12 protein-coding genes are annotated in these 12,066 nt (G+C 38.3%); 11 read left to right on the top strand and 1 reads right to left on the bottom strand.

What is annotated here, in order from left to right; genetic code table 11:
* Positions 1 to 55: 55 nt before the first annotated feature.
* From NST93_RS06325 to spoVM, 6 genes are read left to right on the top strand one after another with little or no spacing between them, the layout of a single operon-like run.
* Positions 56 to 814 carry a Stp1/IreP family PP2C-type Ser/Thr phosphatase gene (locus NST93_RS06325; RefSeq protein WP_405102295.1) on the top strand — a complete coding sequence of 253 codons (759 nt, stop codon included), beginning with the start codon at positions 56 to 58 and terminating at the stop codon, positions 812 to 814.
* Positions 811 to 2,871 (top strand): Stk1 family PASTA domain-containing Ser/Thr kinase, encoded by a 2,061-nt coding sequence (gene pknB, locus NST93_RS06320; RefSeq protein WP_405102293.1) that lies wholly within the window; start codon positions 811 to 813, stop codon positions 2,869 to 2,871. Before NST93_RS06325 ends, pknB begins: the two co-directional genes overlap by 4 nt.
* Positions 2,872 to 3,756, top strand: coding sequence for a ribosome small subunit-dependent GTPase A (gene rsgA / locus NST93_RS06315; protein WP_405102291.1), 885 nt, complete (start codon positions 2,872 to 2,874; stop codon positions 3,754 to 3,756).
* A gap of 1 nt (position 3,757) precedes the next feature.
* Positions 3,758 to 4,414 (top strand): ribulose-phosphate 3-epimerase, encoded by a 657-nt coding sequence (gene rpe / locus NST93_RS06310; RefSeq protein ID WP_405102289.1) that lies wholly within the window; start codon positions 3,758 to 3,760, stop codon positions 4,412 to 4,414.
* Between the two features lie 3 nt (positions 4,415 to 4,417).
* The gene (locus NST93_RS06305) at positions 4,418 to 5,068 is read left to right on the top strand and encodes a thiamine diphosphokinase (RefSeq protein ID WP_405102287.1); all 651 of its coding nucleotides are present in this window, start codon (positions 4,418 to 4,420) and stop codon (positions 5,066 to 5,068) included.
* A complete protein-coding gene (spoVM, locus tag NST93_RS06300) occupies positions 5,041 to 5,193 on the top strand; it encodes a stage V sporulation protein SpoVM (protein WP_405103776.1) in 153 nt (50 codons plus the stop codon). The genes NST93_RS06305 and spoVM overlap by 28 nt, the downstream gene beginning before the upstream one ends.
* A 118-nt stretch (positions 5,194 to 5,311) precedes the next feature.
* On the opposite strand, the gene rpmB is transcribed toward spoVM, so the two are convergent.
* A complete protein-coding gene (rpmB, locus tag NST93_RS06295; RefSeq protein ID WP_072886868.1) occupies positions 5,312 to 5,500 on the bottom strand; it encodes a 50S ribosomal protein L28 in 189 nt (62 codons plus the stop codon).
* Between the two features lie 567 nt (positions 5,501 to 6,067).
* Between rpmB and NST93_RS06290 the strand changes: the two genes are divergently transcribed.
* The 5 genes from NST93_RS06290 (at position 6,068) to recG (ending at position 12,029) form a co-directional block, all read left to right on the top strand.
* Positions 6,068 to 6,430 carry an Asp23/Gls24 family envelope stress response protein gene (locus NST93_RS06290; protein WP_405102285.1) on the top strand — a complete coding sequence of 121 codons (363 nt, stop codon included), beginning with the start codon at positions 6,068 to 6,070 and terminating at the stop codon, positions 6,428 to 6,430.
* A 154-nt stretch (positions 6,431 to 6,584) separates the two neighbouring features.
* Positions 6,585 to 8,243: a DAK2 domain-containing protein gene (locus tag NST93_RS06285; protein ID WP_405102283.1), complete on the top strand. Its 1,659-nt coding sequence runs from the start codon at positions 6,585 to 6,587 to the stop codon at positions 8,241 to 8,243.
* A gap of 137 nt (positions 8,244 to 8,380) precedes the next feature.
* Positions 8,381 to 9,043, top strand: coding sequence for an L-serine ammonia-lyase, iron-sulfur-dependent subunit beta (gene sdaAB, locus NST93_RS06280; RefSeq protein WP_405102281.1), 663 nt, complete (start codon positions 8,381 to 8,383; stop codon positions 9,041 to 9,043).
* Between the two features lie 20 nt (positions 9,044 to 9,063).
* Positions 9,064 to 9,939, top strand: coding sequence for an L-serine ammonia-lyase, iron-sulfur-dependent, subunit alpha (gene sdaAA, locus NST93_RS06275; protein WP_405102279.1), 876 nt, complete (start codon positions 9,064 to 9,066; stop codon positions 9,937 to 9,939).
* A gap of 56 nt (positions 9,940 to 9,995) precedes the next feature.
* Positions 9,996 to 12,029, top strand: a complete 2,034-nt coding sequence (gene recG, locus NST93_RS06270; RefSeq protein ID WP_405102277.1) for an ATP-dependent DNA helicase RecG — start codon at positions 9,996 to 9,998, stop codon at positions 12,027 to 12,029.
* The last annotated feature ends 37 nt before the right edge of the window (positions 12,030 to 12,066 follow it).

The following is a 12,066-nucleotide window of genomic DNA, read 5'->3' as shown; positions in this document are numbered from 1 at the left end:
TATGTAATAATCAAGATAATTACTAATAAGCGGTAATGGTTAAAGGGGGGTCAATATGCAAGCTCATTTTCTAACAGATGTGGGTCAAGTCCGAAGCCATAACGAGGATTCAGGCGGTATATTTTATAATACTGCCGGACAAATGCTTGGCATTGTGGCAGATGGCATGGGCGGACACCAAGGTGGAGAAATTGCCAGTCAGCTGGCAACTGATTATATTAAAGAAAAATGGGAAGCTAGTGAAGTGTTTAAAAGTCCGAATCTATTGGAAAGCTGGTTAACGGAAACAGTTCTCGAAGCAAATAAGAAGGTTTATAAAGAATCGAAGGAAAAAGAAAATCTTGAAGGTATGGGTACTACAGTGGTCATCGCTGTTTGTACAGATGAATTTATTACAATTGCTCATATTGGAGATAGTCGCTGCTATATTTATAAAAATCAAGAATTTAAACAAATTACAGAAGATCACTCACTTGTAAATGAACTGCTTCGTTCAGGACAAATCTCTGTCAGTGATGCTGAGTTCCATCCCAGAAAAAATGTTTTAGTTCGTGCGTTAGGAACCGAAGAATCAGTAAATAGTGAAATTCATACTATGGAATGGGAGCATGAGAATAAACTGCTGCTGTGTTCTGATGGGTTATCAAACAAAGTTACTGATCAAGAACTGGCAGAATTTCTTGCAAGGCAAGAAGAGCTAGAAAAAACCGGACAGCAGCTTATTGACCTTGCGAATGAGCGTGGAGGAGAAGATAATATATCGTTAGCAATCATACATCATGATGCAACACCGAGAGCGGGTGAAGATGGATGAGAGAAGGTCAGCTTTTAAATGAGCGTTATAAAATCATCCGAAAAATTGGCAGTGGTGGAATGGCGGATGTATATCTTGCAAGAGATACGATTTTGGAACGGGATGTAGCTATAAAAGCATTGCGTTCAGAATATGTCAATGACACTGAATTTACAATGCGATTTGATAGAGAGGCACAGGCTGCCACGAGTCTAACACACCCGAATATTGTCAGTATTTATGATGTGGGGGAAGAAGAAGATATTCTCTACATGGTTATGGAGTATATTGATGGTCTGACATTAAAGGAATACATACAGCGTTATGGCCCAATTGAGGTTTCCGAGGCTGTGGATATTATGAATCAGATTGTCTCAGCTATCGCTCACGCGCATGACAATGATATTGTTCACCGGGATATTAAACCTCAAAATATATTAATTAATAGTTTTGGACAAGCAAAGGTTACTGATTTTGGGATTGCAATTGCATTAAGTGCAACCTCATTAACGCAAACCAACTCTATTCTCGGTTCTGTACATTATTTATCTCCAGAACAAGCAAGAGGTGGAATGGCAACTAAAAAATCAGACATTTATTCAATTGGAATTGTATTTTTTGAATTATTGACTGGAAGATTGCCATTTTCAGGTCAATCACCAATCTCTATTGCATTAAAACATTTGCAAAATGAAACACCTTCTGTCAGAAGATATAATCAGGATATTCCGCAAAGTGTGGAAAATGTTGTTTTAAAAGCAACTGCAAAGGATCCTTTCCATCGATATGATTCAATTTATGGTTTAGAAGATGCAATCGATCATGCTCTTGATCCAGACCGATTGAATGAAGAACCATACACACCACCTGTAGAGGTAGGTGAGGAAACCCGGGCAATACCGATTATTACTGATGATCAATTTGCAGGCGGAGAGAATGACGATACAATAATAAGCACGCCGGATGGCATCACGAAAAACTATCCGCCCGAAGAGCAAGCAAAGGAAAAAGGCAAGAAAAAGAAGAAATCTAAAAACAAACAGCCCAAAAAGACCAAAAAGAAAAAGTGGCTGATTATACTTATTATTCTTTTTCTCCTGATTGCAGGAAGTGTTGCTGCATTACTATTCATACCGGGATTCTTAAAGCCTAAGGATGTTGAATTAAAAGACTATGTCGGCTGGGAATTTGTTGAAGCGAAAGAGGATCTTGAAAACCTTAATTTGATTGTAGAGGAAGAGTCTGCCCCATCAGATGAAGTGGAAGAAGGGTTTGTCATTAAAATGAGTCCTTCTGCCGGCCGCACAGTAAAGGAAGAATCTACCGTTAAACTGACAGTCAGTGAAGGAAAAGAAAAAATTGTTATGGATGATTATGTCGGAGATGATATAAGTCAAGTCACACAGATACTTGAAGAAGAAGGCTTTGATCCGGATAATATTATTACAGTTGAAAAGCATTCTGATCGTCCATCTGGCGAAATACTAAATCAATTACAGCCCTCACCAGATGAGGAGGTAATACCTAGTGAGACGAGAGTCATCTTTGAGGTAAGTATCGGACCAGAGTTAATCAGCTTAAATAACTTAACGAACATGACAGAGGAACAGGTCAGAGAATATCTTGACAAAAATAATCTTAAAATGGTCGTGAATAAGGAACATTCAAATACAGTGGAGAAAGGCCGAGTGGTCCGTCAATCACCTGAAACAGGAACAGACCTGGAAGAAGGAGATACCGTGGAGGTATATATTTCGCTTGGGCCGGAAGAAATTCCACCGACATCACATACAATCACCTACACTGTTCCATATACAGGAGACCAAACCGAAGAAGATGAGGAAGCTTCTGAGGGTGAGGGAACCGAGCCTGCAGACCCAGTGGAGCAAGTTGTAAAAATTTACATTGGTGATGTGGATAACAATATTTCCGATGTATATGAAGAACGAACAATAACAGAAGATACTAAAGTGACTTTCACGCTTGTCATTGCACCAAACGCAGATGCTGAATACTTAATAACAAGAGATGACGAAATGGTAACGAGCGATGTTGTCTCGTATGAAGAGGGTGACTAAATGGCAGAAGGAAGAATTATTAAGGCATTAAGTGGTTTTTACTATGTACAAACAGAAGATCAACAGATCTATCAGTGCCGTGGCAGAGGAGTATTTCGTAATCAGAATATCACTCCTCTTGTTGGGGACTTTGTAAGTTTCGAATATGAAGATCCAAGTGAAGGATATATAATGGAAATTAAACCACGTTCAAGTGAATTAGTGCGTCCTCCGATTTCCAATATAACCCAGGCAATTATCGTTACTTCTGCAAAAGCGCCTGATTTTAATCAAACGCTGCTTGACCGATTTCTTGTGCTTATTGAATCAAAAGGAATTAAAGCAGTAATTTTTATAAGCAAATTAGATTTACTAACAGTGGATGGGAAGAAGAAAGTTAAAGAATATCAAGCCGTCTACAAGGAGATCGGCTATGAAACAGAACTGCTTTCAACAGAGGATGCAGATTCATTTCAAAAAGTCAGTCACTATATAAAGGATGAAGTTACTGTAATAGCTGGACAATCCGGTGTGGGCAAATCTTCCATTTTAAACATGCTGGATGGGACCCTAGGTTTAAAGACGGGTGAAATTTCCGAAAGTCTGGGAAGAGGAAAACATACTACAAGACATGTAGAGTTAATTGATATCCATGAAGGGCTTGTTGCAGATACTCCGGGCTTCAGCTCTCTGGATTTTAATGAGATAGAAGCAGAGGACCTGTCTGCATGTTTTCCGGAATTTCGTGCTAGAATGCAGGATTGCAAGTTTCGTGGTTGTCTACATGCGAAGGAGCCAAAATGTGCGATAAAGGCAGCTGTAGCAAACGGAGAAATTGCTTCTTTTCGCTATGATAATTATTTGAAGTTTCTAGAAGAAATAAAGATGAGAAAGCCGAGGTATTAAAATGGTTAAAATTGCACCTTCAATTCTTTCTGCTGATTTTGCTAAATTAGGAGAGGAAATTAAAGACGTAGAAGCTGGTGGGGCAGATTATATTCATGTAGATGTGATGGATGGACATTTTGTTCCCAATATTACCATTGGCCCTCTGATTGTTGAAGCAATTAGACCAGTGACCAACTTGCCGCTCGATGTACATTTAATGATAGAAAATCCAGATCAATATATTCCAGCTTTTGCAAAAGCTGGAGCCGATATTATTACAGTACACCAAGAAGCCTGCGTCCATCTAGATCGAACAATTCAGCTTATAAAAGAATCAGGAGCAAAGCCAGGAGTAGTGATTAATCCAGCGACACCTGCAGAGATGCTGCTTCCTGTGCTTGCGAATGTTGATCTTGTGCTGGTTATGTCTGTAAACCCAGGGTTTGGTGGACAAAGTTTTATCGAGGGCGTTATTCCCAAGATTAAGCAACTTGATAAATGGAGAAAAGAAATGAATCTTTCCTTTGAAATAGAGATGGATGGCGGAATTAATACTGCAACAGCAAAAAGATGTACAGATGCAGGAGCGGATGTTCTTGTTGCTGGCAGTGCAGTGTTTAATAAGAAAGATAGAAAACAGGCTATTAAAGATATAATTGAAGTAACGGAAGCGTAACATATGAAGTATACTACTATTGGAATTGTTGGAAATGGACCAGAGCATCTCATACCAGATTTATCCTTATATAAAGATAAGGTTGATTTCTGGATAGGTGCAGACCGCGGGGCGCTGTTATTAGTAAAGAATGAATTGCCTGTCCATGTAGCGATTGGTGATTTTGATTCCACAGACGCAGAGGAACTGGAAATGATAAAGAGTAATGCGTTTCATTTCGAACGTTTTCCTAAAGAAAAAGATGAAACAGATTTTGAACTGGCAATAAATAAGGCAATATCCTTAGGGACGGATGAGATTCTATTATTTGGAGCTACGGGTGCAAGAATTGATCATGAGCTAATTAACATCCAGCTGCTCCATACGATTGCGAACCAAGGAATTAAAGGAATTATTATTGATAGCTCTAATCATATTGAATGGACAGAACCTGGAGTGCATACGATAGAAAAAGACGCAGCATATCCAGTTGTTTCATTTATACCTTTTACTGAATATGTAAGCGGGATTACGCTAGAAGGCTTCTATTACCCTCTGAATAAGGCAAATATCAGGATGGGTTCTACAATAACAATTTCTAATAAACTTATTAAAGAAAGTGGTACTTTTTCGTACGAACGAGGCATATTATTAGTAATAAAGAGTCGAGATTAATTACTGATTCACAGCTTTGTTGTACGAAGGAGGGGGAACTTATTAAATTTTATACGATTAAACTCCCAAGATTTATAGGCGGATTTGTCAAGGTGGTTATGGGTGTTTTTAAAAAAGATAAATAAAAAATACAGCTTTTGTCCTTTAAGAGACAGAAGCTGTATTTTTTTGATTAAAAAAAGCACTAACCAGTGCTTTTCTTGTGGAGTATACTTGAAACCCCAGTATCTACGCTATTGATAATTAAACGCGCTCAACTTTTCCTGACTTTAATGCACGTGCAGATACATATACACGTTTAGGTTTTCCATCTACCATGATACGTACTTTTTGTACATTAGCTTTCCAATTACGTTTGTTGGAATTCATAGCGTGAGAACGTTGATTTCCACTGCGCGTTTTACGACCAGTTACAACACATTTTCTAGCCATGACAATCCCTCCTTACTATTACAGATATCGTTAATCATACTTTTATAATTTATCATAACTTAATAGAGAATGCAACGAATCTTTTTTATCTGCAAAGAAAAACTTCTTGACAGAAACATGAAAATCCGCCATTGTAATAAGAGAAAATGAATTAACTACCTTTTTTGATGAATATATCCGGGCGAATTACTGTACAATTAAATTCAAATAACTCTCTTCAATACCCTTTTTTCTGTCCACCTGCATAAATCTGCTTGCGAGTGGGCTGATTTATGGTGATGAAAACTAAATGGTGTATTTTGCTATCTTTCACAGCGATTTATAAATTTTAATATGTATTTCTGCGTACAAAACCTTAGACTGGAACGCCGAAACCCAAATATATCCAAATGAGTAAAATTTAAAAAGGCTGGTTAGTGAATTATGCTGTTAAGTAGTATCTGCTTTTAAAAAAAGGCGTGTTGTAGTAGAATATCTTTATGCTCTTATGTTATTATACCAATGCCTATACTTATTAAAATCATCCACTGTAGAAATTATATAGAAGAGTGTTTAAGGAGGATTATTATGTCCATTGAACTAAATACAAAAGACGGTCAAGTAACAATTACTAATGATGTAATAGCAACGATTGCTGGAGGTACAGCTGTTGAATGTTATGGGATTGTTGGTATGGCTTCAAAAAGTCAAATCCGTGACGGAATAGCTGAGATTCTTAAGAAAGAAAACTATTCCCGTGGAATTGTTGTTCGTCAGGAAGATGAAAAATTGCATATTGACTTATACATTATAGTCAGCTATGGAACAAAAATATCAGAAGTAGCAAATAATGTACAATCTCAAGTGAAGTATACATTACAGCAATCACTTGGGTTATCCATTGATTCAGTTAATATTTACATTCAAGGAGTACGTGTAGCAAACGATTAATCAATCATTTGCATCTTATACACTTATTAATGCGTGTTTACTGTTAGACTTTAAACGACAAGACTGTTTTTTTATGAGCTGCGAAGCGATCGAAACAGTCTTTGATACATATACGAAAATAGTAACGAAGCATTTTTATTAAGGAGGAAATATTGTGACATTACATAAGCTTAATGGGAATCATTTATCGAAAATGATTCTTTTGGGAGCGCATCATTTAACTAATAACGCTCAAAAAATTGATGCTTTAAACGTCTTTCCTGTGCCAGATGGCGATACAGGAACAAATATGAATTTATCAATGACTTCAGGTGTGAATGAAGTGAAGCAAACAAACTCGGAGAACATTTCTGAAGTAGCGGATGCACTGGCAAAAGGTTTGTTAATGGGGGCCAGAGGAAATTCAGGGGTTATTCTATCGCAAGTTTTTCGTGGGTTTGCCAAAGGAATGGACAAAAAGGAAGAGCTTGATGTTAAAGGATTCGCCAATGCTTTTGATGCGGGTGTAGCGACAGCTTATAAAGCGGTTATGAAACCTGTTGAGGGTACTATACTGACGGTTGCTAAGGATGCAGCTGCTAAAGCTGTTTCTGAAGCAGAGACAGAAACAGATATCATTGCGCTGATGGAAAAGGTTTTGACAGAGGCCAAAGCATCGCTTAAAAGAACCCCAGACTTATTGCCAGTATTAAAAGAAGTTGGTGTAGTTGATTCAGGTGGACAGGGACTTGTAACAATTTATGAAGGATTCCTGGCGTCTCTAAAAGGAGAAGCACTTCCCGAAGAAACAATTGTAGATATGGAAGATATGGTAAATGCTGAACATCATAAGATCACACAAGACTTTATGGATACATCAGAAATTTATTATGGTTATTGTACAGAATTTATGGTGAAGTTTGAAGAAGACAAGCTTGAGAAAAATCCATATGATGAAGATGCATTCCGTAATGAACTTAGTGAAATAGGGGATTCCCTTCTGGTGGTTTCAGATGATGAGATAGTGAAAGTGCATGTTCACTCAGAAACACCAGGTGATTGTTTATCGCTTGGTCAGCGGTTCGGCAGTTTGATTAATATGAAGATTGAAAATATGCGTGAACAGCATAGTGCAATCGTTGGTAAAAAAGAGAGCACAAAAGAATCTGCCGAAAAAGCAGAGTTTGGGATTGTTACTGTCGCTATGGGTAAAGGGCTGAAATCATTATTTGAAAGTCTTGGTGTATCTGTAGTTATTGAAGGTGGACAAACAATGAATCCGAGCACACAGGATATTGCGGATGCAATCAAAGCTGCTCATGCAAAAAATGTGCTTGTTCTGCCTAACAATAAAAACATTCAAATGGCAGCAGAGCAAGCAGCTGAAATTGCTGAGGAAAACGTTGCTGTTGTTCCAACAAGAACGATACCTCAAGGAATCAGTGCAATGCTCGTCTTTAATCCTGAAGCAGCACTTTCAGAGAATCAGGAAATTATGACTGCAGCGAGTAAAGAAGTGAAAACAGGACAAATTACGTATGCTGTTCGTGACACACAAATTGATGGCATTACGATTAAAAAAGATCATTTCATGGGAATAGAAGATGGGAAAATTGTTGTTTCACATGAAGACAAACAAGAATCCGTTAAATTGCTTTTAGAACAGTTAATCACAGAGGATGATGAGATTCTGACAATTCTGTATGGTGAAGATGTTTCTGAAGCAGAAGCGAATGAAATTGTAAGCTTTGTTGAAGAGAAACACGAGGATCTTGAGGTTGAGGTCCATAAAGGTGAACAGCCAATATATGCTTATATCTTCTCAGTCGAATAATTAAAGTATAACTAATTGATTTTGAACAGGAAACCAAAAATTAAATTTGGTTTCCTGTTTTTCTCGTTTAATGCTTAATCGCTAGTTTTTTGTTATACTTATGAAGGAATTTATAATTGTTTAAGGCGGTGGAACGAATGAAATTCAACTCTGTGTTCGATATTATAGGACCTGTCATGATTGGGCCCTCCAGTTCACATACTGCTGGTGCTGCACGAATTGGACTAGCTGCTCGTAATTTATTTGGGAAACAGCCCGCTTGGGCAAAGATTTATCTCTATGAATCTTTTGCAAAAACGTATAAAGGGCATGGGACTGATTTTGCGCTTGCTGGAGGGTTGCTCGGATTTGCAACAGACGATGAACGCATGAGCAAGGCATTAGAAATCGCTAAAGACAATGGATTAGATATAGAATTCATCGAGGACTCTTCTGCAGTAAGCCATCCAAATACTGCGAGATTAGTAATTGGTGATGAGAAGGATCAATTAGAGCTTGTTGGAATATCAATCGGTGGCGGAAAAGTTGAGATTACAGAGCTGAATGGCTTTGTTCTAAGACTGTCAGGGAATCATCCAGCAATTCTCATTATGCATAATGATAGATTTGGTGCGATTGCTTCTGTTACAAAGATATTGGCAAAGCATGAAATTAATATTGGACATATGGAAGTAAATAGAAAAGACGTCGGCAAGGAAGCGCTTATGGTAATTGAAGTGGATCAAAATGTAGATGAAGCTGTTTTATCAGAATTAGAAAAAGCAGATCACATTATTCAGATTGCCAAAATAAGCAGGTAGTAAACGAGAGGAGAATGACTATGTTTCGGACTGTTGCTGAACTTGTAGAAATAGCTGAAAAGCAAAATATACCTATTTCTGAAGTAATGATACTTCAAGAAATGGATGTCAAAGATAAAACACGCGAAGAAGTATATAAAGAAATGGAAAAAAATCTTCAGGTGATGGAGAATGCCATCGAAGAGTCGCTTAAAGGTGTACAGTCGGTTACAGGATTAACAGGGGGAGACGCGGTAAGAGTTCAAGAGTATATGAAAAATCATACACCACTTTCTGGACCAATCCTTCTTGATGCTGTTAGTAAAGCGATGGGCACGAATGAAGTAAATGCTGCTATGGGAACAATTTGTGCAACGCCGACAGCGGGGAGTGCCGGATGTGTACCAGGAACATTATTTGCAGTTAAAAATCAATTGAATCCAACCCGTGAACAGATGCTTCGTTATTTGTTCACTGCTGGGGCATTTGGGTTTGTTGTAGCAAATAACGCTTTTATATCTGGTGCCGCAGGTGGCTGCCAGGCTGAAGTAGGTTCTGCGGGTGCGATGGCTGCAGCTGCGATTGTGGAAATGGCTGGAGGCACCCCACAGCAATCATCTGAAGCATTCGCGATTACACTAAAGAATATGCTAGGTTTAGTATGTGATCCCGTAGCGGGGTTAGTTGAGGTTCCGTGCGTGAAACGTAATGCATTAGGTTCGTCTCAAGCAATTGTCTCAGCGGATCTTGCATTAGCTGGAGTGACGAGCAGAATTCCTTGTGATGAGGTTATAGGAGCTATGTACCGCATTGGCAGACAAATGCCTTCCAGCCTCCGTGAAACGGGTGAAGGCGGGCTTGCAGACACACCTACAGGCAGACTGTTGAAGGAAAAAATATTCGGATTATCGGTATAGAAGAAGATGTTCATAAATACGATTTCCAGAACATCTTAGTAGAAAGAGTGATTTTGGTGCTTAATGAATCTGTGGAAAAGATTAAAGGGGTAGGCAAAAAGTTGGCCGAAGAATTAGCGGTGGCCGGCATTTATACAATTGAAGATGTGCTTCTTTATTTACCGTATAAATACGATGTACTTGAAATCTTGCCGCTCGATGAACTCATTCATGAAGATAGAGTCACAATTGTGGGAAGGATTCTTTATGATCCTTCCCTTAGTTTTTATGGAAGAAAAAAGTCCAGACTCGTTTTAACAGTTGAAGTGGAAAATGTTGCAGTCAAGGCAGTAATGTTCAACCGTGCCTTCGCTAAAAAACAATTAAAACAAGGCGATATTGTTACACTGACAGGTAAATGGGATGCACATCGACTGCAAATTACGGTGAGCAACTATCGTAAAGGAGCTTTAGAAGAAACTGCTGAAATTCAGCCAATATACTCTCTAAAGGGAGATATAACCAATTTTAAATTAAAAAAAGTAATTACCCAGGCCTTGCAGGATTATGGAAAGGAAATTGAAGAAATTCTTCCAGTGCAATATCTTAAGGAGTATAAGCTGCCCAGTCGCAAAGATACGGTAAAAATGCTTCATTTTCCGAAAGGTCGTGAGCAGTTAAAACATTCTCGCAGAAGATTTATTTTTGAGGAGTTTTTACTTTTCCAATTGAAAATGCAGCTTTTAAGAAAGAAACATCGTGAAGCGACAGAGGGAAATGCCCAGGTTATTCATATGGAAAAGGTAGAACAGTTTATCGGTATGTTTCCTTTCAAGCTGACAAATGCACAAAAAACGTCATTGAAGGAAATATTAATTGATATGCAATCTCCTTTTCGGATGAATCGCTTGCTTCAAGGAGATGTTGGTTCAGGTAAAACAGCTGTGGCCGCTATTTGTTTATATGCAACATTGACTGCTGGAAAACAAGGAGCATTAATGGTGCCGACAGAAATACTTGCTGAGCAGCATTACCAATCATTATGTGAGTTATTTGGTGATTTTGCGAATATTAAACTTCTTACCGGTTCTGTGAAAATTCGAGACAGGCGAGAAATACTCGCAGGACTTGAAATGGGCGAGATTGATATTCTTATAGGTACACATGCATTGATCCAGGATGAAGTCATTTTTAATGATTTAGGCACTGTTATCGTCGATGAACAGCATCGCTTTGGTGTAGAACAAAGAAGAACGTTAAGAGATAAAGGTCTAAACCCTGATGTGTTATTTATGACGGCAACACCAATCCCTAGAACATTAGCAATTACAGCTTTTGGCGATATGGATGTTTCTATTATTGATGAAATGCCAGCTGGCAGAAAAGAAATAGAGACACTATGGGTAAAAGAAAATATGTTTGAAAGGATTTTAAACTTCATCGAAAAGCATGTGGCTATGGGGGAACAAGCCTATATTATCAGTCCGCTAATAGAGGAATCTGATAAATTAGACATTCAGAATGCTGTTGATCTGTATCATCAGCTTGCAGAATATTTTCCTGAAGAAATACAAGTCGGTTTAATGCATGGACGTTTGCCTGCGGAAGAAAAAGATCAAGTAATGAAAGAGTTTGCAGAAAATGAAATCCAGGTCCTGGTTTCTACGACAGTTGTAGAAGTTGGTGTGAATGTGCCGAATGCAACGATTATGGTTATTTATGATGCAGAGCGTTTTGGGTTATCTCAGCTTCACCAGCTGCGTGGAAGAGTTGGAAGAGGAGATAAGCAAAGCTACTGTATTTTAATTGCTGAACCGAAAAATGAAGTCGGTAAAGAAAGAATGAGCATCATGACAGAAACGAATAATGGCTTTGAACTGGCAGAAAGAGATTTACAGCTTCGTGGGCCAGGTGACTTTTTTGGCAAAAAGCAAAGCGGGATACCTGAATTCAAAGTTGCAGATATGGTACATGATTACCGGGCATTAGAAACAGCAAGAAAAGATGCGCAGGAAATCGTAGATAATAACCTGTTAACAACAGACGAACAATTTTTAAAGCTCTATGAGATGCTCGAAAACGACTCAGATTTAAATACAAAATTAGATTAATCCATTTTATCCATTCAGAAAAGCTCAGTATGAGAAG

The organism is Oceanobacillus sp. FSL H7-0719, assembly GCF_045040795.1.
Taxonomy (GTDB): domain Bacteria; phylum Bacillota; class Bacilli; order Bacillales; family Amphibacillaceae; genus Oceanobacillus.
This window is presented reverse-complemented; position numbering and strand designations above follow the sequence as displayed.

Bases quoted from the DNA above. Each gene is read 5' to 3' on its own strand.
- NST93_RS06325 (WP_405102295.1), top strand. From the start codon at position 56: ATGCAAGCTCATTTTCTAACAGATGTGGGTCAAGTCCGAAGCCATAAC.
- pknB (WP_405102293.1), top strand. From the start codon at position 811: ATGAGAGAAGGTCAGCTTTTAAATGAGCGTTATAAAATCATCCGAAAA.
- rsgA (WP_405102291.1), top strand. From the start codon at position 2,872: ATGGCAGAAGGAAGAATTATTAAGGCATTAAGTGGTTTTTACTATGTA.
- rpe (WP_405102289.1), top strand. From the start codon at position 3,758: ATGGTTAAAATTGCACCTTCAATTCTTTCTGCTGATTTTGCTAAATTA.
- NST93_RS06305 (WP_405102287.1), top strand. From the start codon at position 4,418: ATGAAGTATACTACTATTGGAATTGTTGGAAATGGACCAGAGCATCTC.
- rpmB (WP_072886868.1), bottom strand. From the start codon at position 5,500: ATGGCTAGAAAATGTGTTGTAACTGGTCGTAAAACGCGCAGTGGAAAT.
- NST93_RS06290 (WP_405102285.1), top strand. From the start codon at position 6,068: ATGTCCATTGAACTAAATACAAAAGACGGTCAAGTAACAATTACTAAT.
- sdaAB (WP_405102281.1), top strand. From the start codon at position 8,381: ATGAAATTCAACTCTGTGTTCGATATTATAGGACCTGTCATGATTGGG.
- sdaAA (WP_405102279.1), top strand. From the start codon at position 9,064: ATGTTTCGGACTGTTGCTGAACTTGTAGAAATAGCTGAAAAGCAAAAT.